Origin of the sequence: Pseudomonas sp. dw_358 (assembly GCF_018449655.1) — a bacterium.
Taxonomy (GTDB): Bacteria; Pseudomonadota; Gammaproteobacteria; order Pseudomonadales; family Pseudomonadaceae; genus Aquipseudomonas.
In genome coordinates this window covers 236,698-258,926 of record NZ_JAAVUX010000004.1, presented here as the reverse complement: position 1 = coordinate 258,926, position 22,229 = coordinate 236,698, and the positions used below count along the sequence as shown (strand labels likewise).

Sequence of the window (22,229 nt, the reverse complement as noted above, 5' to 3'; positions counted from 1 at the left end):
AGCAGGCAGGTAGACCCTGATTTTAGCAGCGGCCGACTGCACGTCGAGGGTTCAGTCCGCGCTCACTGCACCAATCCGATGCAAGGCCAGGTCTGCGCCGTGGTACTCCTGCTCCTGGCTCAGCCGCACGCCTACCGTATTCTTCAGCAGTCCGTAGACCGCCAGGCCACTGACCAAGGCCACCAGTACGCCGGCCGCAGTCCCGAGCAGCTGGCTGAGCAAACTGACACCGCCCAATCCCCCCAAGGCCGTCTGCCCGAAAATGCCGCAGGCCACCCCACCCCAGACACCGCACAGACCGTGCAAGGGCCAGACACCGAGCACGTCGTCCAGCTTCCAGCGATTCTGCATCACCGTGAAGCTCCAGACGAACAGCACACCGGCGATGGCGCCAGTGGCCAGCGCCCCCACGGGGTGCATCAGGTCGGAGCCGGCGCACACCGCCACCAACCCAGCCAACGGACCATTGTGCAGAAAGCCGGGGTCGTTGCGCCCGATGATCAACGCGGCGACGGTCCCGCCTACCATGGCCATCAATGAATTGACCGCCACCAGGCCACTGACCCCGGGCAAGGTCTGGGCGCTCATGACGTTGAAGCCGAACCAACCGACGATCAAGATCCATGAGCCCAGGGCGAGAAACGGAATGTTCGATGGCGCGAAAGCGACCACCCGGCCGTCGCGAATGCGCCCTTGCCGTGGGCCCAGCAGCCAGACCGCTACCAACGCCAGCCAGCCGCCCATGGCGTGCACGACCACGGAGCCAGCGAAGTCATGGAACCCAGCGCCCAAGCAGCTCTTCAGCCAGGCCTGCACGCCGAAGTTGCCATTCCATACCAGCCCTTCGAAAAATGGATAGACAAAGGCGACGATCAAGGCCGTGGCGCACAGTTGCGGTGCGAAGCGCGCACGCTCGGCGATGCCCCCGGAAATGATCGCCGGGATCGCCGCCGCGAAGGTCAGCAGAAAGAAGAACTTCACCAGCCCGTAGCCACTGTCGGCGCTTAGCTGGGCGGCCGGGTGCATGAAGGTCACGCCATAGGCGACCCAGTAGCCGATGAAGAAATACGCGAGGGTCGAGACGGCGAAATCACCGAGGATTTTGCACAGCGCGTTGACCTGATTCTTCTGGCGCACGGTGCCCACCTCTAGAAAGGCGAAGCCAGCATGCATGGCCAGCACCATGACGGCGCCGGCCAGCAGAAAGAGGGTATTGGCGCTATGCACCAGGGAGTCGATTGCGATTTGCAGATTTTCCATGAAGCAGCAGGCCTGATGCGAGGGCGCACCACCAAGGCGCACACATGACGATGACGCACCAGTGCAGGGCACTCCTTTGATCAATGGAGAGCCTCGTCGATCCGGCAGAAGCGGCCTCGGCAGTATGACACCTCAGGTGAGGTCCCTGAAGGTTGAACGAGCGGTCTATAATTCGGGCGGGCTTGTTCCAATGCCCTGTTTCAGCGCGGCTGCCTTGCCTGGCGCACCATCGGAAAGCAAAAGCCATACCAGCAAATTCCAGTGAACCTTCAGCCCCGCCACAGACTCGAACTATCAAGACGCATACTGCCGGGCAACCCGAATGCGGACACATCCGCCAAACTGCCAAGCCAAGCCGATTTTCACGTAGGGAGAAATACATGGTCAGCAACACTGCCAAGCAAGCTCAGGAAGTGCTATCAGCCGATTTTCAGACGCTGGTCAAAGACACCGAAAAGTTGCTCGCCCACACGGCTTCCCTGGCCGGCGAGCAGGCCGACGAGTTGCGCGCGCAGATCAACGAGAGCCTGCTGCGAGCTCGCGAGACTTTGAAGGTAACAGGTGAAGCCGCCAAGGTGCGCAGCCAGGAAGCGGTGGCCACGGCCGAAGACTACGTGCAGACCAAGCCATGGCAGGCCATTGGCATTGCCGCGGGCGTGGGCTTCCTCGTGGGCCTGCTGGCGACAAGGCACTGACATGTCCGCACCTGACTCCGAAATTCCGGACAACACAGCGGGTTCGGCCAGCCGCCGCCTCGGCGCGGCTGTACTGGGGCTGCTGCATGGTCATGTCGAGCTGTTCGGCATCGAGCTGCAAGAGCAGAAAGCGCGCACCGTGAGCCTGCTGCTGTTTGCCGGGCTGGCACTGGTGTTCGCGCTGCTGGCTCTGGTGGCGCTGTCGGGGCTGGTGCTGATCCTGCTCTGGGACAGTTATCGCATGACCGGCATGCTTGGCTTGTGCATCTTTTATGTACTGGCAGGCATTTTTTGTGGCCTGCGCCTGAAGGCTGCCATCTTCGACGAATCCTCGCCATTCAGCGGCACGCTGCATGAACTGGCCAATGACCGTGAGCGATTGCTGCCATGAGCCAAGCCCAAGCGCCGACCAAAACGTCCCGACGGGAAATGCGCAAGACGCTGGTGTGTTTGCGCATGGAGATGCACCGCCAGGAAATCCGCCGCGACGCCCGGCAGATCGTCAGCCCCATGGCGCGTATCAAAGGCATGGGCAAGGGGGTAACCTCGGGCCTGGGTATCAAGCACGCACCGCTGTGGGGCATTGCCGGCGTGGCCTTGTTGGGGTTCATCACAGGTCGGCGTGCCCGTGCCCCGGCGGCACCGGCCGTGGCCGCTGCGGCGGCGGCAGCCGCGGTGCACAAACCGGGCGGATTGACCCGAGCGATTCGCTTGACCACCACCCTTATGCCGTTGATTCGAATGGCCCTGCGCCTCAATTCCCGAGAGCCTTAGGCTTTCATCTGGCTGCATTCTTGCAAGCTGCGGTGCACTCTCACAGAGCCACTGCCCAGATGGGCGATGGCTCTGTGCTTATTAGGTTGCGCAGTCACCATCCAATAAGGAATCACCGTGATCGAGGGGCAACCGCTCGCTTGCTTTCAGCCGTTCATTGATACCGCTACCGGCCTGATCGCCGGCGTTGAAGCCCTGGGTCGCTTGCGCGATGCCAATGGCAATCTGTCCACGGTGGGCCCGCTGTTCAGCGACCCCCGCTCGCCCATGGGCGCACTGCGCAAACTCGACCGGCAGATCCGCGACGACGCCCTCAGCCGCTTGCACGAAGCGCCCGGGGACTGGTTCTTGAGCATTAACATATCCCCCCGCTGGATCAACCGCCTGCGGCCCGGCCAACCACTGCCTAGCCTCAAGCAACTGAGCCAGCACCAAGTCGCCCCCGAACGCGTGGTCTTCGAGATTACCGAGCTGGGGGGTGATATCCAGCGTCTGGCTGCCGTGGTCAGCCGCTACCGTGAAGCCGGGGCAAGGATCGCCATTGACGACTTCGGTGCCGGCTATTCGCAGCTGGATCGGGTCCTGGCACTGCAGCCGGACATTCTCAAACTCGACATGCGCCTGTTCCAGGCCGCCGCCCGCGGTGGCCCCAGCAGCGAGGTGGTCAAGGCGCTGGCGCAAATGGCCGAAAAGACCGGCTGCTGGATCATCGCCGAGGGCGTGGAGACCGAGGCCGAGCTGAACTTTGCCCTGGAGTGCGGCGCCCGTTACGTTCAAGGCTACCTGTTCGCTCGCGCCGAGCTGAACTTCTTTGCCGCCGATGCCTTCGTCGAACGTTTCGCCCGGCTGCGCGAGCGCTACGTACAGAAAAAACTCGATGAGCGCGCGCGCCTGATGGCGTTGCGTCAGCAACTGATTCAATTGATGAGCGTGCTGCAACCCTGGGCCCTGGCCCAGGCGCCCATCGAGCACCTGCCGCAGCTGGGCGAATGGCCGTGGATCCTGCGCTTTTATCAGTGCGACCGCCACGGCACCCAGCTGACCCCCAACCTGGAATGGCGCGACCAGGCTTGGCAGGCCGATGCCAGCTACCTGGGGCATAACTGGTCATGGCGTCCCTATTTCTATCATCTGCTGGCCGAAGGCTGGGACGAGCGACGCCTGACCTTGTCCAACACGTATCGGGATGCCACCAGCAACCAGTACTGTCTCACGGCGGGTCAGTTCTTCGACAATGGGCAGCGGCTGTTACTGATCGATATCGATGCCGCAGTCCTTTAGCGCATCTGCCACAATAGGTGAAACGGGCCCGCCCCCTTCCCCACATGGAGATTCGCCTTGGATTGGCACACCCTGCTCAACCGCGAGCGACTTGGCAAACCTTTGCACAGCCCCGAAGAATTGGGGCGCAGCCCGTTCCACAAGGATCATGACCGGATCATCTTCTCCGGCGCATTTCGCCGCCTGGGGCGCAAGACCCAGGTGCATCCGGTGTACAGCAATGATCATATCCATACGCGCTTGACCCACTCACTGGAGGTCAGCTGCGTGGGCCGATCCCTCGGCATGCGCGTGGGCGAAACCCTGCGCGACCAGCTTCCCGACTGGTGCGAGCCCGGCGACCTGGGCATGGTCGTACAGTCGGCATGTCTGGCCCACGACATCGGCAACCCGCCCTTCGGCCACTCCGGTGAAGACGCCATTCGCCACTGGTTCGTACAGGCCGCCGACCGCGGCTGGCTGGCTGGCATGAGTGCGACCGAACAACTGGACTTTCTCAACTTCGAAGGCAATGCCCAAGGCTTTCGCGTGCTCACCCAGCTCGAATATCACCAGTTCGACGGTGGTACACGATTGACCTATGCCACTCTGGGCACTTACCTCAAATACCCCTGGACAGCGAAGCACGCCGACTCGCTCGGGTACAAGAAGCACAAGTTCGGCTGCTACCAGAGCGAACTGCCGCTGCTCGAACAGATCGCCCACAAGCTGGGTCTGCCGCAGATCGAGGATGAGCGCTGGGCACGCCACCCGCTGGTGTACCTGATGGAGGCCGCCGATGACATCTGCTACGCCTTGATCGACCTTGAAGACGGCCTGGAAATGGGCCTGCTGCAATACGCCGAAGTCGAGGCCCTGCTGCTGAGCCTGGTGGGCGATGACCTACCGGAAACCTATCGACAACTGGGCCCCGCCGACTCTCAGCGCCGCAAGCTGGCGATTCTTCGCGGCAAGGCCATCGAACACCTGACCAACGCCGCCGCGCGGGCCTTCGTCGAACAGCAAACGACGCTGCTGGCCGGCAACCTCGAGGGAGACCTGGTGGAACACATGCACGGTCCGGCCAAACGCTGCGTGCTGGATGCCAAGGACATGGCGCGCAAGAAGATTTTCCAGGACAAGCGCAAGACCCTGCACGAAATCGGCGCCTACACCACCCTCGAAGTGTTGCTCAATGCCTTCTGCAGTGCGGCGCTTGAACAGCACGGCGGCCGTATCCCGTCCTTCAAGCATCGGCGCATTCTCGACCTGCTGGGCAACCACGCGCCCAAGCCGCACGCGCCGTTGCATGAGTCGTTCATGCGCATGATCGATTTCATTGCCGGCATGACCGACGGCTATGCCAGTGAAATGGCCGGTGAAATGACCGGGCGCGGCAAGCCTTCCTGACTACGCCAAAGGGTGTCGAAGGCTCGCCCCCCCGTGAGCGGCTCACTAGCGAGAAAGATATTGAAACAACTTTCTGGCCCTGAACCCGTTGACAGTTTTATAAGATTCTAAACCTTGTGCGGCGCAAGGATTTTATCTGTAGGAATTATCCTATATAGCGCTTCTGCCCAAGTGCCATATAGGCTAAGTGCAGCAACTGGGCTAAGGTGCTGCTGCTTCTGCCGCCCCTAAGGAAACACCCGACATGCACTCCATCCTCATCGTCGATGACCATCCCGTTATTCGCCTGGGGGTGCGCATGATTCTGGAAAACGAAGGCTACAACGTCATCGGCGAATCGGACAATGGCGCCGACGCCATGCAAATCATCCGGGAACAAGTGCCTGACTTGATCATCCTGGACATCAGCATTCCCAAGCTCGACGGCCTGGAATGCATGACACGCTTCCACTCCATGCGCACCCCCATCAAGGTGTTGGTCTTGACGGCCCAGGCGCCTCGGCTGTTCGCCATCCGTTGCATGCAATCCGGCGCAGCGGGGTATGTGTGCAAACGCGAACACCTGAGCGAGTTGCTCAGTGCTATCCGTGCGGTGCTCTCCGGCTATAACTATTTTCCCAGCGAGGCACTTTCGCCGCCCCGTGGCACGCCCGATGAAGTCGCCGAAATAGAACGCTTCCGCCTGGTCAACGACCGCGAACTCATGGTGTTGCAACTCTATGCCCAAGGCCGTACCAACAAGGAAATTGCCAACGGCATGTTTCTCAGCAACAAGACCGTCAGCACTTACAAGAAACGTTTGATGCACAAACTCAAAGTGAACTCACTGGTGGAGTTGATCGAGATGGCCAAGCGTCATGAGTTGGTATGACAGCCCCATGAACGCGGTTTTGCCGCTGACAATCTGGGTGGTGGATGACCACCCCACCAATCGGTTGGTGCTGGCGGAACAACTTCGACTGCTGGGCCATATCGCCACAGTTGCCGCCAGCGGCGCCAGCGCATTGCAAGGCTGGTCGGCGCAGCCGGGGGACGTGATGATTGTCGACCTCAACATGCCGGGCATGGACGGTTATCAGTTGTGCCGCCTCATTCGCCAGCAAGAGGCACGGGGCGGACGCGAGCCCTGCCTGATGCTTGGCTACACGGCCAAGGCCGGCGCCGAGGAGCACGAGCGTTGTCAACAGGCCGGGATGAACGACTGCCTGCTCAAACCCATTGACCTGCCGGCTCTGGCCGAGCGCCTGGGACGAGTATGCAACGCCGGCCCCTTCACCCTCGACCGCTCGGCGCTGCTCAGCTTGACCGGGGGCAACCCGCAGCTTATGGAGCAGCTGGTGCGCGAGGTCTTGCACAGCTGCCGCAACGACCGCACGGCGTTGCAGGCGCTGGAAGGCGAGCCGCGAGCGCCGCTGCTCACCCTGGCCCATCACATTCTCGGGGCGGCCCGGGTGGTGGGCGCGCAGGAAGTCACATGGGCCTGCGAAGCGCTGGAAGCCGAGGCGCGCCGTGCTCGTCCACAAGAGTTGGAGCCGTATCGTCAGGCCCTGCTGATGCGGATGCAGATGCTGGAACAGGTACTGGAAAGCCTGCTGCGCTGACGCCAAAGCAAAAAAAAACCGCCCAATCAGGCGGTTTTTTCATCACGACACTCAGGCCGCCGGGTTGACCGGCTTTTCCGGGTACCAGGCATCGAGCAGGGGGCTGACTTCAACCTTGGTCAGCTCCGGGCGCGCCTTGAGCCAGGCTTCTACGGTGGCGCGCTGGGCTTCGCTGACCGAGCCACGCTTCTCGAGGCAAACCAGACCGAAGTCGTCGCCGCCTACGTAGTCCAGGCCGTTGGCTTCCATGGCTTCGGTCAGGAAGTCATCGAGGAATGCATCGATCGCATCGTCAGCCAGATCTTCCTTGAAATCCAGGTTCAGTTCGAAACCCAATTCCTGGAATTCGTCGACGCACAGCTTTTTGCGCAGACGACGGGAGCGGTTAGTGGCCATGAAACAATCCTCTTGAGTAATAACGCGCGGCACTTTACCAGTTATGGCCAATAAATGCCCGCGATGGATGCTCTGTGAAAAGTCTCGAATTCGTTCGCCCATTGGTCCCACCCTCCAGCGCCTTGGGGCATAATGCCGTCACTTCGAATTCACCAGGGGCTTCACCTTTCTGCGCCCCGGTCTTTTTACCCTTTTTCATTGGGCCTTACCGTAGATGATCAAATCGTTACGCTCCCTCGTCCTGGCCGCCGTTTTCCTGCCATTGGCACTGCCTCTGGCCGCCGCTCCGATCAATACCTCGCTGCCCCCTAAAGTCCAGGAGGCCCTCAGGGCCAGCAAACTGGAGGACAACGCCCTGTCCCTGGTCATGCTGCCGCTGACCGGTCCCGGCACGCCCACGGTCTTCAACGCCGATGTGTCGGTCAACCCGGCCTCGACCATGAAGCTGGTGACCACCTTTTCGTCGCTGGAGCTGCTCGGCCCCAACTACCAGTGGAAAACCGAGTTCTACACCGATGGCACCCTGAGCGACGGCATCCTGCACGGCAACCTGTACCTCAAGGGCGGCGGCGATCCCAAGCTGAACATGGAAAAACTCTGGCTGCTGTTGCGTGACCTGCGGGCCAACGGCGTGACTCAGGTCACCGGCGATCTGGTGCTGGACCGCAGCTACTTCGTCTTGCCCGTGCTGCCGGAATTCAACGATGACGGTGGCGACGACAACGCTCCCTTCCTGGTTCGCCCCGACTCGCTGATGATCAACCTCAAGGCCCTGCGCTTCGTCGCTCGCAACGACTCGGGCAAGGTCCTGGTGGCGGTCGAGCCGCCGATCGCGACCATTCACGTCGACAACCAGGTCAAGCCCTTGGCGAGCAAGGACTGCTCGGGGGACGTTCACTACAACCCGGTGACCCAGCCTGACGGCAGCGTCAGTGTCGTGGTCAGCGGCGAGCTGGGCGAAGGCTGCAGCTCGCAGACCTACCTCTCCCTGCTCGATCATCCGGCCTACGCCGCAGGCGCCGTGCGCGCCATCTGGAGCGAACTGGGCGGTAGCATCGAAGGCGCCGATCGGCTGGCCACCGTGCCCGCTGACGCACGCCTGCTGGCCCGCGCGTTCTCGCCGGACCTTGCGGAAATCATCCGCGACATCAACAAATACAGTAACAACACCATGGCCCAGCAGCTGTTCCTCAGCCTCGGCGAAAAATTCCGCACCGACGTCGATACCGACGACGCCAAGGCTGCGCAACGGGTGATTCGCCAGTGGATGGCGCAAAAAGGTATCAGCTCGTCCCACCTGGTGCTGGAAAACGGCTCCGGACTGTCTCGCGGCGAGCGAGTCAGCGCGCGGGAAATGGCCGGTTTGCTGCAAGCCGCCTGGAAGAGCCCGTACCAGGCCGAGTTCATGAGCTCCCTGCCGATTGTCGGCACCGACGGCACCATGCGCAAACGCCTGAAAAACACCGCCATGGCCGGCGAGGGTCACGTCAAGACCGGCACCCTCAACACCGTGCGCGCCATTGCCGGGTTCAGCCGCGACAGCAACGGCAATACCTGGGCCGTGGTGGCGATTCTCAACGACCCCAAACCCTGGGGCGCTTCTTCGGTGCTCGATCAGGTGTTGATGAGCTTGTATCCGCAACCGCGGGTGGTCGATTCTTCGCCACGGTTGTAAGACCGGCAAGCCGACTCAAGGCAGTTCGGGCTCGACCCGATCACGCCCGGCCTGCTTGGCCGCATAGACGCCTGAGTCAGCCCGCAACAACAGCGCATCGGCGCCCTCTCCCGGACGCCAACTGGCCACCCCGAAACTGGCGGTGACCCGCCCGACACCGTCGATAGGGGCACTGCGCAGGGCTTGCCACAGCTCGCACGCCAAGGCATAAGCCTGCTGCCCATTGGCGTTGGGGCACAGCACCACAAACTCCTCGCCCCCCAGGCGACAGAACACATCGGTGCGCCTGACCCGCTGGCCGATGCGTTCGCTCAGGGCCTGCAGCGCTTTGTCGCCGATGGCGTGGCCGAACTGATCATTGATACGCTTGAAGTGATCTATATCCAACATGATCAGCGACATCTGCAGGTGATCGCGCTGAGATCGATCCATTTCGCTTTGCAGGCGCTGTTGAAAATAGCGTCGGTTGAAGATCCCGGTCAGCACGTCGGTCACCGACAGCGCGCGCAGCTCTTCCTCGATCTGCTTGAGGTCGGTGATGTCGCTCAGATAGCCATGCCAGAGGGTTCCACCCTCCGTTTCGGGCTCAGGGGTCGATTCACCGCGAATCCAGCGTACGCCGCGCTTGGGCAGGACCACGCGGTATTCTTCACGCCACGGCGTGAGTGCCTCGGCCGACTCCCGTATGGAAGCTTCGATACGCGCCTGATCATCAGGATGAATGCGCTCCATGGCGGCCCAGCCGTCGGCCATCAGTCGCTCGCAATCCAGCTCATAGAGCTCGCCAAGCCCTTGGCTGACGTAGGCAAAGCTGGGTATGCCGCCCGGGTCGCGACGAAACTGGAAAATGCCCCCTGGGACTTCGGCACTGAGCTTCTCCAGCAAACGGTCGCGGGCCGCCAATTTGCGCAGCACTTCGCGACTTTCGGTGATATCGATGCAAATCGCCAGGTTGCCGACCGAATGCCCCTGTTCATCCACCACGGTGGTGGCCAGCATGTTGACCATGACATGGCTGCCGTTGCGCCGTATCAGGGTCCACTCCTGAGCATGGGGATCATCAAAGCCATCGGGCTCGATCAGCATCGCCTGACCCAGCGGCACTTCCCGACCGATCTGCTGGCTGATGGACGCCGCGCGGGCAAGCAGCTCCTCGGGCAGGTGCAGCTCGATCAGGGCCAGGCGGCCGACGGCGTCCTCGGCCCGATAACCCAGCATCTTTTGCGCCCCGACATTGAACAGGGTGATGACTCCGCGCAGGTCGGTGGCAATGATCGCCACCTGCGTCGCAGCGTCGAGGATGTTGCGCAATTGGTTGTGGGTCGCCCGCAGCTCCTGCTCGCTGACCCGCAACTGCCAGGTGCGCTGTTCGACCCGGCGCTGCGCGCGCTGACGCTGGCTGACCAGCATGTAGAACATGGCACTGAGCAGCAGGCTCAACAGCGCGCCCAGGCCGCACAGCAGCACCAGCCCTTCTGCGGGGTTGCTCTGGACAAAGAACTGGCTGGGGCTGATGTCCAGTTGATAGGTCCGATCCGCCAGATGCAGCATCTGGGTAGCCTTCAGATCACTGGCCACCGGGCTGTCGTCGGAGCGAAACAGCACCTCATGGTCACTGTCGGTGGACAGATCGGAAATTTCGACGTGCAGGCTGTCTTCGCTGGACGCCGGCAAGCCATCGGCCAGCAACTGCCGAATACTGATGATGGCCGACACGAATCCGCTCAACTCCCCGGAAGCGACAGTGACCACCGGCGCCACCAACAACACGCCACGGCTGTACTGGGGCTCCACGCCGATCAGCGTCAGGGGTGACGACACGGCCATGCGGCCCGATTTGCGTGCCTGCTCCAGGGTGGCCTTGCGAACGCCTTCAGCACCTATATCGAGCCCGAAGGGTGCCGGCAAATGGATCAGCGACTGGGTGTAGAACACCGGGTAGTACACCTCCCGCCGGCTGGCAGGTTCCAAGGCTCGGTTTGCGCCGATCTGCCGGATGCGAAAGTCGGCCAGCCCTTGCGCCCGCGCAGCTGCCTCGAACTGCTCGCGCTGCTCATCGATGACGCGGGGCATCCAGGAATACGCCTGGGTTCGAGCCAGCAATGGCCGGGCGAAACCGTCGAAGCCTGCGCGGGGCGCCGGGTTGGCGTAGACCACAAAGCGCCGCAGGCTGTCCAGCCGCTGAACCTGATCAGTCAGGCGTTCTTCGATACGGGTGGTGCGCTCGCTGGCCAGCAAATCGAAGCGTTGGCGCAGCTGCTGCACATAGAGGGAATGGGTGGTCACGGCGAGGATCACCGTCAACAGCCCGCCGGCCAGTAGCGCCAGCAGTGCCACCAGCCACGCAGAAGCGTCCTCACTGATAAAGCCGAGAATCTTCGGGCGTGCGGCATGTAGTGACATAGGCGCAACTCGCAATGCCAATGTGGATCAAATCACAACGGCGGTGTTGTCTTTATAGCTATTTGCCATGAAGTTGCCTAGGGCATCTGTGCATCCCGGCCCATCACAAGGGGGCAACAGGCCGGTGTCGTCATCACTTCGCCTGGATTTTCCACGCACGATGAATGCGGGTGTTGCGCACGAAGTCGGGGTCCAGCGTCTGCCCGCTGATTTCCTCGACCTGATAGCGACTGTCCAAGTGCCCATCGAGCTGAAACTTGCGGAAGTTGTTGGAGAAATACAACACGCCGCCTGGCGCCAGCCGTGCAATCGCCAGGTCCAGCAACTGTACGTGATCGCGCTGCACGTCGAACACGCCTTCCATGCGCTTGGAGTTGGAGAAGGTCGGTGGATCGATGAAAATCAGGTCGAACTCCTCGCGATTGCCCTGCAGCCAGGCCATCACGTCGCCCTGCTCGAGGCGATTCTTGTCGGAAAAGCCGTTCAACGACAGGTTGCGTCGTGCCCAGTCCAGATAGGTTTTCGACAGGTCGACGCTGGTGGTGCTGCGCGCGCCGCCCTTGGCCGCATGCACGCTGGCGGTTGCGGTGTAGCAGAACAAATTGAGAAAGCGCTTGCCGGCGGCCTCGCGCTGGATGCGCATGCGCATCGGCCGGTGGTCCAGGAACAGCCCGGTGTCCAGGTAGTCCGTGAGGTTGACCAGCAGCTTGACGCCGCCTTCGCTGACTTCGGTGAACTTGCCTTCGGTGCTCTGACGCTCGTATTGGCGCGTGCCGCTCTGGCGCTCGCGCCGCTTGACGATGACGCGGCTCTTGTCCACGCCCAAGGCCTGCGGAATCGCGGCCAGCGCATCGAACAGCCGCGCCTGGGCCTTGTCCGGGTCGATGGACTTGGGCGCGGCGTATTCTTGCACGTGTACCCAGTCATGGTAGAGATCGATGGCCAGAGCGTATTCCGGCATGTCGGCATCGTACACGCGGTAGCAATCAACCCCTTCACGTCGCGCCCACTTGCCCAACTGCTTGAGATTCTTTTGCAGACGATTGGCGAACATCTGCCCGCCTTCGCTCAGCCGGGCTTGTTCGATCACAGGCTCCGGCGCGGGCTTGTTGCGGGTCGGCGTTTCGGCGTCGATGGCCGCCTGGGCCGCATCGGCCTGGCGTTGTTCCGGGGTGCGGCGTTCGCCGGTGACGAACTGGTCGGGCAAGACCTTGATCAACAGCAGCTTGCACGGCAGTGCGCCGTTCCAGAACGCGTACTGCTTGTGGCTGCGGATACCCATGCGCTTGCCCAGGTCCGGCGCGCCGGTGAACACCGCCGCCTCCCAGTTCAAGCAGGCCTGACGCAGGCGCTCGCCCAGATTCTGGTAAAGGTAGAGCAGGCTGGCCTCATCCCCCAGGCGCTCGCCGTACGGTGGGTTGCAGATGACCAGGCCTTTCTGGTTCTGGTCGGGTCGCGGTTCGAAGGTGGCCACTTCGCCCTGGTAGATTTTGATCCAGTCGCTCAAGCCTGCCCGCTCGACGTTATTGCGCCCTGGCTGGATCAGCCTCGGGTCGGCCTCGTAGCCACGAATCCACAACGGCGGCTTGGCCAGACCGGCTTCGGCACGGGCCAGCGCCTCGTCATGCAACTTGCGCCACAGCGCTGGCACGTGACCTAGCCAGGCGCTGAAGCCCCAACGGGTGCGGCGCAGGTTGGGAGCGATGTCGGCGGCAATCATGGCGGCCTCCACCAGGAAGGTACCCACCCCGCACATCGGGTCGGCCAGGGCGCCGCCCTGGGCGGCAATCCGCGGCCAGCCGGCACGGATCAACACGGCGGCTGCAAGGTTTTCCTTGAGCGGCGCAGCGCCCTGTTGCAGGCGATAGCCACGCTGGTGCAGGCTGTGACCGGACAGGTCCAAAGACAGAATGGCTTCGCCACGGTCCAGGCGCAGGTGCACGCGCAAATCGGGGTTGAGCTTGTCGACACTGGGCCGTTCGCCTTCGGCAGTACGCAACTTGTCGACGATGGCGTCCTTGACCTTCAAGGCGCCGAAATGGGTGTTGTCGATGCCCGAACCGTGGCCACTGAACTCGACTGCCAGGGTGCCGTCGGGCAACAGGTGGTCTTGCCAGTCCACCTCGTTGACCCCGTCGTAGAGGTCGTCGGCGTTGCCCATGGCAAAACGCTTGAGCACCATCAGGACCCGGTTACCCAGGCGCGACCACAGGCACAGCCGGTAGGCGGTCTCCATGTCGGCGCTGCCGCGAATCGCTGAAGTATGTTCGCGGATATCCTCAAGACCCAGCCCGGCGGCCTCTTCGGCAAGCAGGCCTTCGAGGCCTTTAGGGCAGGTGAGGAAGAGTTCGTAACGATCCGACATGGGGTTTCACCAGACATGCTTGGGCCGGCAACGCATTGCCGACCCGGAGTTTGACCAGGTGCGTTTCTTGAAGCGCACCCGAGTGGTGCCAGAGTGGCACCTTAGCCATCCCGAGAAAGGTCGGGACAGAAGTATTCGAAGCTCTCAGACAGACACTCTATCCGTCCAAGTCACATTATCCCGACCCTTCGTCGCCTTTGTAGCCGATGAGTGGGCCGGCAAATGGGCAAGGCCAACGCCTTGACGGGGCAAGGCGAGCCCAGATGATAGCGGGCTTTGCTGCAGTTTCATCGCAAAAACATTTTCTTACTTATCGTCATGACACTAGAAACGTTACGCCCTTATGACAAAACGATCATTCACACTGCTTCCTGCATTGTTTAGAACTCACCACAGGTTGTCGCCGCTACAGGAGGCAACGTCACCGCTCGCCACGCCGGCAGCGAGCACTCACCGGCAGAACGAATCTGCCCGGCCTCTCGCGAGGCCGACGGGACATCAGTCAACAAACGAGGGCAACACCCTATGAGAAGACTCAAGCGTGATCCGTTGGAACGAGCATTTTTACGCGGATACCAGTACGGCATCCATGGCAAATCCCGCGAGCTTTGCCCTTTTACTCTACCGTCGGTTCGTCAGGCCTGGATCAATGGCTGGCGCGAAGGACGCGGCGACAACTGGGACGGTATGACCGGCACTGCGGGCATCCATAGGCTCAACGAACTTCACGCGGTCGGCTAGGGCTGGCTAAAATTCCTGAATGCAATGCGCCCGGATCCGGGCAGTGGGGCTAATGCCCTGGGGCCTCCTTGAGGCCCCTTCCCCGCCTGAATCAGGCCTTGGGTAGTGCAGCGATCGCGTCCACCGCTTCGCGGATCAGCGCTGGTCCCTTGTAGATGAAGCCTGAATAGATCTGCACCAGGCTCGCGCCCGCGGCAATTTTGTCTGCCGCATGGCGGCCTTCGGTGATCCCCCCCGCAGCAATGATCGGCAATTTGCCACCCAGCTCACCGGACAGCACCCTGACGATCCGCGTGCTTTGCTCCAGCACCGGCGCGCCGGACAGGCCACCAGCCTCCTCAGCATGCAGCAGGCCTTCGACGCCCACCCGACTCATGGCGGTGTTGGTGGCGATCACCGCGTCCATGCCCGTATCGAGCAAGGTAGCGGCCACCAGAGCGGTCTCCTCGTCCGTCATGTCCGGAGCGATCTTGATGGCCAGCGGCACGCGCTTGCCTTCGCGACCGGCCAACACCTCACGGCGCTCTGCCAGGGTCGCGAGCAACTGCTTGAGCGAGTCGCCGAATTGCAGGCTGCGCAGGCCCGGGGTATTGGGCGAGCTGATGTTGACGGTGATGTAGCTGGCGTGGCGGTAGACCTTGTCGAGGCATATCAGGTAGTCGTCAACGGCTCGCTCTACTGCGGTGTCGACGTTCTTGCCGATATTGATGCCCAACACGCCTTGGTACCGCGCCGCCTGAACGCGCGCCACCAGGTGGTCGACCCCCAGGTTGTTGAATCCCATGCGGTTGATGATGGCCGTGGCTTCGGGCAGACGGAAAATCCGTGGCTTGGGGTTGCCAGGTTGTGGCCGTGGCGTGACGGTGCCGATTTCGACGAAACCGAAGCCCAGCTGGGCGAAACCGTCGATGGCAGCGCCGTTCTTGTCCAGGCCGGCGGCCAGGCCAACCGGGTTGGGAAACTCCAGGCCCAGAACCTTGACCGGCAATCTGGCCGGGGCTTTGCTCAGTAAGCCGTTGAGCCCCAGACGGCCACCCGCGCCGATCAGGTCCAGCGACAGGTCGTGGGACGTTTCAGGGGAAAGTTTGAACAACAGCTGGCGGGCCAGGTTATACATGGGCGGTGGGGGCTCGTCGAGGCGGGTAAGTGAGGGCAGGATTATACGGGGTGGGGGCGTGCGCAGCCAGTGGGACCGGGCAGTTGATCTGCAGTCGCTCTGGCTGCGCTGTTGGTCTAGCTGTTGCTCTGGCTCTGGCTCTGGCTCTGGCTCTGGCTCTGGCTCTGGCTTTTGATCTGCTTGTGATCTTGACTGTCCGCGCCCTCAGCAGGCCGACTGGAGCAGCGCGGGAGTGGGGGGAGCGAGGCAGGAAGCCGAGCTAGCGCTGTAGGCCATGGATGGCCGTACAGCGCGACCCCCACGGAGCGATGCGTAAGGAGGGAACCCGTAGCGCAGCGTAGGGCCAATGCGGGTGCGGAGGCCTTTTGCTTCCTTTTGGGTCTTTCCAAAAGGGAGTCGCTGTAAAAGCGAAAGGGGCCTTCGGCCACCCTGGAGATGCCGGATAAGCTAGCCGCATTTCGTAGCAACACGAAGATCGTCAGACCGACCCAAGTTTCGATGGGCATATCCGTTTTACGTGTGGGTGCAGACTCACCTTTTCGCCCTTACGGCGACTCCCTTTTGGAAAGGCCGGAGTGCCGGCCCAGCCAAAAGGAAGCAAAAGGCCTCCGCGCCCGCATTGGCCCTTCGCTGCGCTACGGGTTCCCTCACTCCACAGCGCTCCGTGGGGTCGCGCCGTACGGCCATCCATGGCCTACGGCGCTAGCTCGGCTTCCTGCCTCGCTCCCCCACTCCCGCGCTGTTCCGTTCGGCCTGCTGAGGGCGCGGACAATCAAGATCAACAGCCAGATCAACAGCCAGATCAACCGCCAGGTCAACAGCCAGGTCAACAGCCGATCACGTCAGGGCGGGGTTGCGTCCGGCTTTCGGCTTGTAGCCCCCGCCGAAGGGGGGGGGGGACTGCCGATGTGGGGAACGCAGCGGCACGAATTCCAGGCAAAGAAAAACCCGGCACATGGCCGGGTTTTTCATTGAAGCGAAGGTCCTGCCACCAAATTACTTGGCTTGGGCTTCTACTTCGGCTTCTACACGACGGTTGATCGCACGACCAGCCTCGGTTTTGTTGTCAGCCACTGGGCGGGATTCGCCGTAGCCAACCGACTTGATGCGCTCAGCACCAACGCCGTACTGCTTGACCAGAACGTCTTTGACAGCGTTAGCACGCTTCTCGGACAGCTTCTGGTTGTAAGCGTCAGGACCGACGTTGTCGGTGTGACCTTCAACAGTGGTGCTGGTTTGTGGGTATTGCTTCATGAAGTCAGCCAGGTTCTTGATATCGCCGTAGCTGTTTGGCTTCACAACCGACTTGTTGAAGTCGAATTTCACGTCCAGTTGAACGCGAACGGTTTCAGCCACTGGAGCTGGGGCTGGAGCTTCTTCAGCAACGGGTGCTGGAGCAGGAGCTGGAGCTGGCTCTTCGTGCTTGCCGCCGCTGCCGCCGAAGTTCACACCCAGACCGATAGTAGGCGCGTAGTCCCACTTGCCGTTGTCCAGTTTGTAGTCAGCTTCAACGCCGGCACGTGCGTACAGGTTGTTGGTGATGTACCACTTGGCGCCAGCGCCGATGGTGGCGAAGGTCGAACCATCGCGACCGCTGTGGCCGTCAGCTGCAACGTTGGTCAGGCTCTGGTGCGAGAAACCACCGGAAACGTAAGGACGGATAGCGTCGCCAACGTCACGGAAGTGGTACATGGCGGACAGCGAAGCGTCATCACCGTGGATCTTCTGGCTACCGGTACCGTCGTTCGAACGGGTGTAGTTGGTTTTGCCGTAGCCCAGGATCAGCTCAACGTCGTCGGTCAGGAAGTAGCCGATCGAAGCGCCGGCGGTACGGCCGTCTTCGACATGCTTGACGCTGTCGTTGTAGTTTTTCTGGTAGAAGGCTTCACCCTCGACCGCGCCTTGGCCTTGCGCCAATACGCCGAAAGAAGTCGCGGCAACAAGAGAACCAATGGCAATGCCCAAGGTGTTTTTCAGTTTCATCCGTTAAATCCCCATCTGTGATTGTTAAGTCGTCCCACGGTGAAGGGGGACAACTCGGCTGCAAGTCTAGCAGAACTTGCCCAACGTTAGAGAACTTTGCGCCTCACTAAGTTTCGGCGACACCCGCAAATTTCTCACGAAGTTTGTCCAACGCACGCTTGTACCGCATTTTGGTGGCGCTCAACCCCATGTGCATGATGTCGGCGATCTCCTGAAATTCCAGCTCTGCGACAAATCGAAGCACCAGAATTTCCCGATCGATCGGGTTTACATACACAAGCCAGCGGTCGAGCCCGCCTCGCTCCTCCGGTTTCGGCGCCTTCTCTTCGGATGCCTCCTCGAGCGGATCGAGACTCAGGGCATCCATCAGTCGACGCTTGCGCCGTTCTTTGCGGTACTGCGTGATGCATTCGTTATAGGTAATGCTGTAGAGCCAGGTCTTGAACTTCGATTTGCCCTCGAAGTTCTTCAGGCCGTAAAGCACCTTCAGCATCACCTCCTGACAGACATCATCAGCGTCCCGATCGTTCCCCAGATACCGTGCACAGACGTTGAACAGCGTGCGCTGGTAACGGCGCATGAGCTCCTCATAGGCCCGTGTCACATGGAACAGCTCCTCGTGCGAACGCGCCACCAGCTCCTCATCGGTCAGCTCGCGGGGGTTGTAACGCACGGGGGGCGAATAAACTTTATTCAAAACAGGTCCGGCCGGAATCGGGTCAGTGTCCGCTGCAACCCGAAGCGACTCCGGGTACTTTTGCGGCGGCGTACAGTAGCAGAAATTACCCGGTCAGCGACTACTGACTCGCTGCTCGAGAAGGATCCGATTGGACAGTGAAACCAGCTCACCATCATCGGTCAGCAACGTCGTCTTGACCGTGCCGATCTCCTCTATCTGCCCCTCGACCTCTCCAACTCGGACCTGCTGGCCCACCTGAAACAGCTCACGTACATAAATCCCGGCGATGATCTGCCCGGCAATTTCACGACTTCCCAACCCCATGGCCAAGGCAATCGCCAGACCAACGGTAATCAATGCAATGACAATCACGTGGTTGAGCAGGTCAGTCTTGACCTCCAACTGACTGATTGCCACCGACAGGCTGATGACGATGACCAGCCACTGGGCCACACGCCCCAGGCCCGCCGAGTAATCCAGCCCGACCCCTTCGGCCGCGCCGCGCACCAGCCCGTTGGCCAGTTGCGCCAGCAATACCCCGACCAGCAACACCAAGGCTGCGCCGAACACCTTCGGCAGGTACAGGGCCAGCATGTCGAGGGTCGCCGAAACCCGCTGCAGACCCAGCGACTCTGCCGCCGACACCAGAAAAATCAACAACACGAACCAGTAGACGATCTTGCCGATCACCGTGGAGATCGGCACCTGCATCCCCCCACGCCCCAGCAGCTTGGTCAGACCAGTACCCGCCATCAGGCGATCTAGGCCAACTTTTGCCAGCAGTTTGGACAACAGGGTGTCAAGCAGCTTGGCCACGACAAAACCCAGCAGTACCACCACCAGCGCGCCGAACAGGTTCGGGATGAAATTCGCCACCTTCGTCCACAAGGCCGTCATGGCCGCGACCAGACTCTGGGTCCAGAGATCGAGTTGCATAGATCAGTCAGCCTTGTCGGTACGAGTGGATTGCACGACGTCGCTGCGACGCGACACCGGCGCGAGATGACGACTGCCTTGATTGACCGCAATCATCACAGCCTGACCCCAACGGCCCAACAGGCCGAACAGAACACCCGCTCCGACCTGGCGATTGGCGGTCTTGAGCACTCGGCCCAGACACGCATCGTCGTCGCGGCTCGAGGACGAGGCCTGGAGCATGTCACGCAGGGATTCTTCGAAAGGGTCGTGCATCATCACCTCGCAGATTTAAAACAAAGACGTGGCCTCTTGGCAACAGGTCACATCACCCTATGAAACATGTTTAATGTCACACCCAGCGCAATCGCCGGAACATCCACCACTGCCCTGCCGCCACGGCGACCATGATCACGCAGGCGATCCAGAACCCATGGGGATTGGTCGCCCCGGGCAGACCGCCGACGTTGATGCCCAGCAGGCCCGTGAGAAAGCTCATCGGCAGGAAGATACCGGTAATCACTCCGAAACGGTACATGGTGCGGCTCATGCGCTCGTTCAGGCGCCGGTCCTCGGCTTCCAGGACGAGGCCGACCCGCTCGCGGGTCAGCTCCAGTTCTTCCAGGTAACGGGTCAGGCTATTATTCAGCTCGTTCCAGTAATCCGGGTCGTCGTCGCAGAACCACGGTTGGCGATTGCGCGCCAACTGGGCATAGATTTCCCGCTGAGGCGCGAGAAACCGGCGCAGGCCGGCGGCCCGTCGGCGAATCTGCAGGATGCTGCCGTGTTCCGGGGTGTAGTGCTCGTCGGCATCGACCTTTTCTTCTTCGTCGTCGACGATTTCACTCAGGTCGCTGACGAGGGTCTGGACCTTGTCGGTCAGCGCCTGAGCCAGGTACAGGATCAACTCGGACGCCGATTTCGGCCCACGCCCTTCGCGAAACAGTACCAACAGGTCATCGGTGGCGCGCAACGAACGCATGCGCAGCGAGATCACCCGCTGGGCCTCAGCGAAAATGCGCACCGAAACCATGTCTTCCGGTTCGGCGCCAGGATTGAGGTTGACGCCGCGCAGGAACAGCAGCAGTTGCGCGTCGGCCATGGCCAGCAAGCGCGGCCGGGTATTTTCCTCCAGTAGCAGGTCGCAGGTGAACTCGTTCAGGCCGCTGGACTGGCGCAGCCAGCTTTGCGTCTTCGGATGACTGCGATCCCAGTGGAGCCACAGGCTCTCGCCCGGCTGCACCTGCAGCGTGTTCAATTCATCACGCGCCAGGGCGCGTGCACTACCGTCGCCATCGAGCAGCAGGGCGATAATCAGGCCCCACTGCGCGTTTTCTTCGTCAAACATTCAAGCCCCGCAGGTTGATGGACAGCTCACTCAGGCATCACTAATACGCTAGGCGAGACAATGATCCCGTTATTGTCTGCATAGACATACTCCCCAGGATTAAAGGTCACCCCGGCGAAGGTAACTTTTACGTTAAGGGTGCCGACACCGAGCTTGTCGGTCTTGAGCGGATGGCTGGCCAGGGCCTGCACACCGACATCGGTCTGGGCCAGGGCATCGACATCGCGCACGCAACCGTAGATGATCAGACCCTCCCAACCATGATGTGCGGCCTTCTCGGCCAGCATGTCGCCCAACAAGGCTCGGCGCAGCGAGCCGCCGCCGTCGACCACCAGCACCTTGCCCTTGCCGGGCTGGTCGACCTGTTCGCGGACCAGCGAGTTGTCTTCGTGGCACTTGATGGTGACGATCTGCCCACCAAAGGAATCGCGACCGCCGAAATTGCTGAACATGGGGTCCAGGACCTGAAGCTGTTCGGGGTAGGCGTCACACAGGTCCGGCGTGCTGTAGTGCTGCATGGGGTAGCTCCTTGTTGTTCGTCTTGTTTTTGGAACGGCCCACCTGTCAGGTCCCAGTCAGCGCTGGCTCCGTCTCGGCGGACACGGCTGATTCAAAAGCACCCAGCCACTGCATCACCAGTGGCCATACCTCGGCTTGCGCCGCCTTGCTGACGAGCATCTCGACATGCCCGAAGTCTTCAGTGAAGCCGTGCTTTCGTCCCAGCACCAGCCATTGGCGGTGTGGCGAGCCGAAATATTCAAACAGCTTGTGGCAGGCCCAGGCCGGGTCCTGCCGATCACCCTCGGCGCTGACGGCCAATACAGGAACGTGAACCTGACGCAGGCCTTCGAGCCAGTCGTTGTCCTTTTCGCCAAACCGGCCAAACAGGCCTTGCCAGCGCAGGGCCTCCAGGGCAATGCCCACTGGCTCGTCCTCGGGCCCGCGCTTTAGCCGAGTGCCGGAAATGTGTTCGAAACGCTTGAGCAGCAAACGCCCACACCACTCCACCGGCGGAATGCGCAACGGCCAGTAGCGGCGGCTGACCTGGCTGCCAAACAACGCCGCCGACTTCACCAGCCCCTCTTTCAGATACCCGCCGCCCAAACCGGCGGCCAGGCTGGTACCACCGAGTGAATGGCCCAGCCAATGAGCTGGCTGGCCACATTGCTCGCGCACAAAGGCGCCGATCACCGGCAGGTCGTAACGGGCGTAATCCACCACGCGATTACGCCGGTAGTCGGTATTGCGAGGAGACAGGCCGTGGCCGCGCATCTCGGGGATCCAGACGTCGAATCCGGCCCGCACCAGCGCCGCTCCCAGCCCTACACCCCGGGGCGAGTACCAGAAGCGTCGGTTGGAAAAGCTGCCATGCAGCAGGACCACCGGCACGCCGCGAGCGGGATGATCGGCCAGGCCTAGCCGCGTCACGGCCAGCTCGACACTGGGGTCCGGGCTGTTGGCCGCCTTGATGCGGTAGACGTCTTCGCTGAGATCGCCACGGCGCTCGGCACTGAGCAGCGCGACGGGAAATAGGGAGCTACTGCTTTGCATAGGGTTCTTGAGCGGATAAGGGTCTGAAACGGTGGTGCACTTATCACCGCCAGGGC

The 22,229-nt window shown here is 61.6% G+C and carries 21 protein-coding genes; 9 read left to right on the top strand and 12 right to left on the bottom strand.

Going from position 1 to position 22,229, the window contains the following annotated elements:
- Nucleotides 1-51: 51 nt before the first annotated feature.
- On the bottom strand, nt 52-1,260 hold the full coding sequence (locus tag HB675_RS08840; protein WP_213877769.1) for an ammonium transporter: 1,209 nt from the start codon (nt 1,258-1,260) through the stop codon (nt 52-54).
- A 380-nt stretch (nt 1,261-1,640) separates the two neighbouring features.
- Between HB675_RS08840 and HB675_RS08835 the strand changes: the two genes are divergently transcribed.
- The 7 genes from HB675_RS08835 (at nt 1,641) to HB675_RS08805 (ending at nt 7,000) form a co-directional block, all read left to right on the top strand.
- On the top strand, nt 1,641-1,955 hold the full coding sequence (locus tag HB675_RS08835) for a DUF883 family protein (protein WP_213877767.1): 315 nt from the start codon (nt 1,641-1,643) through the stop codon (nt 1,953-1,955).
- Between the two features lies 1 nt (nt 1,956).
- Complete coding sequence (locus tag HB675_RS08830) at nt 1,957-2,346, top strand: phage holin family protein (protein ID WP_213877765.1); 390 nt, start codon at nt 1,957-1,959, stop codon at nt 2,344-2,346.
- Nucleotides 2,343-2,729 (top strand): hypothetical protein, encoded by a 387-nt coding sequence (locus HB675_RS08825; protein WP_213877764.1) that lies wholly within the window; start codon nt 2,343-2,345, stop codon nt 2,727-2,729. Before HB675_RS08830 ends, HB675_RS08825 begins: the two co-directional genes overlap by 4 nt.
- A gap of 117 nt (nt 2,730-2,846) precedes the next feature.
- Nucleotides 2,847-4,010 (top strand): EAL domain-containing protein, encoded by a 1,164-nt coding sequence (locus HB675_RS08820; RefSeq protein WP_213877763.1) that lies wholly within the window; start codon nt 2,847-2,849, stop codon nt 4,008-4,010.
- A gap of 57 nt (nt 4,011-4,067) precedes the next feature.
- Nucleotides 4,068-5,399 carry a deoxyguanosinetriphosphate triphosphohydrolase gene (locus HB675_RS08815; protein WP_213877761.1) on the top strand — a complete coding sequence of 444 codons (1,332 nt, stop codon included), beginning with the start codon at nt 4,068-4,070 and terminating at the stop codon, nt 5,397-5,399.
- A 244-nt stretch (nt 5,400-5,643) separates the two neighbouring features.
- A complete protein-coding gene (locus HB675_RS08810) occupies nt 5,644-6,270 on the top strand; it encodes a response regulator transcription factor (protein WP_213877759.1) in 627 nt (208 codons plus the stop codon).
- A gap of 7 nt (nt 6,271-6,277) precedes the next feature.
- Nucleotides 6,278-7,000, top strand: a complete 723-nt coding sequence (locus HB675_RS08805) for a response regulator (RefSeq protein WP_213877757.1) — start codon at nt 6,278-6,280, stop codon at nt 6,998-7,000.
- Nucleotides 7,001-7,051: 51 nt separating this feature from the next.
- On the opposite strand, the gene HB675_RS08800 is transcribed toward HB675_RS08805, so the two are convergent.
- Nucleotides 7,052-7,396, bottom strand: coding sequence for a YggL family protein (locus HB675_RS08800; RefSeq protein WP_213877755.1), 345 nt, complete (start codon nt 7,394-7,396; stop codon nt 7,052-7,054).
- Between the two features lie 214 nt (nt 7,397-7,610).
- On the opposite strand from HB675_RS08800, the gene dacB reads away from it, so the two are divergent.
- Nucleotides 7,611-9,071, top strand: a complete 1,461-nt coding sequence (gene dacB, locus HB675_RS08795; RefSeq protein WP_213877754.1) for a D-alanyl-D-alanine carboxypeptidase/D-alanyl-D-alanine-endopeptidase — start codon at nt 7,611-7,613, stop codon at nt 9,069-9,071.
- Between the two features lie 15 nt (nt 9,072-9,086).
- Here the strand turns inward: dacB and HB675_RS08790 are convergent, their stop codons facing one another.
- Together HB675_RS08790 and rlmKL are read right to left on the bottom strand one after the other, a co-directional pair.
- Nucleotides 9,087-11,474, bottom strand: coding sequence for a diguanylate cyclase (locus tag HB675_RS08790; RefSeq protein WP_213877752.1), 2,388 nt, complete (start codon nt 11,472-11,474; stop codon nt 9,087-9,089).
- A gap of 133 nt (nt 11,475-11,607) precedes the next feature.
- On the bottom strand, nt 11,608-13,839 hold the full coding sequence (rlmKL, locus tag HB675_RS08785; RefSeq protein WP_213877750.1) for a bifunctional 23S rRNA (guanine(2069)-N(7))-methyltransferase RlmK/23S rRNA (guanine(2445)-N(2))-methyltransferase RlmL: 2,232 nt from the start codon (nt 13,837-13,839) through the stop codon (nt 11,608-11,610).
- A gap of 525 nt (nt 13,840-14,364) precedes the next feature.
- Between rlmKL and HB675_RS08780 the strand changes: the two genes are divergently transcribed.
- Nucleotides 14,365-14,580 carry a ribosome modulation factor gene (locus HB675_RS08780; protein WP_008368461.1) on the top strand — a complete coding sequence of 72 codons (216 nt, stop codon included), beginning with the start codon at nt 14,365-14,367 and terminating at the stop codon, nt 14,578-14,580.
- A gap of 91 nt (nt 14,581-14,671) precedes the next feature.
- Here HB675_RS08780 and HB675_RS08775 read toward each other — a convergent pair whose 3' ends face one another.
- From HB675_RS08775 to HB675_RS08740, 8 genes are all read right to left on the bottom strand, one after another.
- Nucleotides 14,672-15,697, bottom strand: a complete 1,026-nt coding sequence (locus tag HB675_RS08775; RefSeq protein WP_213877748.1) for a quinone-dependent dihydroorotate dehydrogenase — start codon at nt 15,695-15,697, stop codon at nt 14,672-14,674.
- Nucleotides 15,698-16,693: 996 nt separating this feature from the next.
- A complete protein-coding gene (locus HB675_RS08770) occupies nt 16,694-17,680 on the bottom strand; it encodes an OmpA family protein (RefSeq protein ID WP_213877747.1) in 987 nt (328 codons plus the stop codon).
- A gap of 106 nt (nt 17,681-17,786) precedes the next feature.
- On the bottom strand, nt 17,787-18,377 hold the full coding sequence (gene sigX, locus HB675_RS08765) for an RNA polymerase sigma factor SigX (protein ID WP_213877745.1): 591 nt from the start codon (nt 18,375-18,377) through the stop codon (nt 17,787-17,789).
- Between the two features lie 93 nt (nt 18,378-18,470).
- Nucleotides 18,471-19,295 (bottom strand): mechanosensitive ion channel domain-containing protein, encoded by an 825-nt coding sequence (locus HB675_RS08760; RefSeq protein WP_213877743.1) that lies wholly within the window; start codon nt 19,293-19,295, stop codon nt 18,471-18,473.
- Between the two features lie 3 nt (nt 19,296-19,298).
- The gene (locus HB675_RS08755) at nt 19,299-19,550 is read right to left on the bottom strand and encodes a CrfX protein (RefSeq protein ID WP_213877741.1); all 252 of its coding nucleotides are present in this window, start codon (nt 19,548-19,550) and stop codon (nt 19,299-19,301) included.
- Between the two features lie 76 nt (nt 19,551-19,626).
- On the bottom strand, nt 19,627-20,622 hold the full coding sequence (locus HB675_RS08750; protein ID WP_213877739.1) for a zinc transporter ZntB: 996 nt from the start codon (nt 20,620-20,622) through the stop codon (nt 19,627-19,629).
- A 26-nt stretch (nt 20,623-20,648) separates the two neighbouring features.
- A complete protein-coding gene (gene rraA, locus HB675_RS08745) occupies nt 20,649-21,140 on the bottom strand; it encodes a ribonuclease E activity regulator RraA (protein ID WP_213877737.1) in 492 nt (163 codons plus the stop codon).
- A 46-nt stretch (nt 21,141-21,186) separates the two neighbouring features.
- Nucleotides 21,187-22,173: an alpha/beta fold hydrolase gene (locus HB675_RS08740; RefSeq protein ID WP_213877735.1), complete on the bottom strand. Its 987-nt coding sequence runs from the start codon at nt 22,171-22,173 to the stop codon at nt 21,187-21,189.
- Between the last annotated feature and the right edge of the window lie 56 nt (nt 22,174-22,229).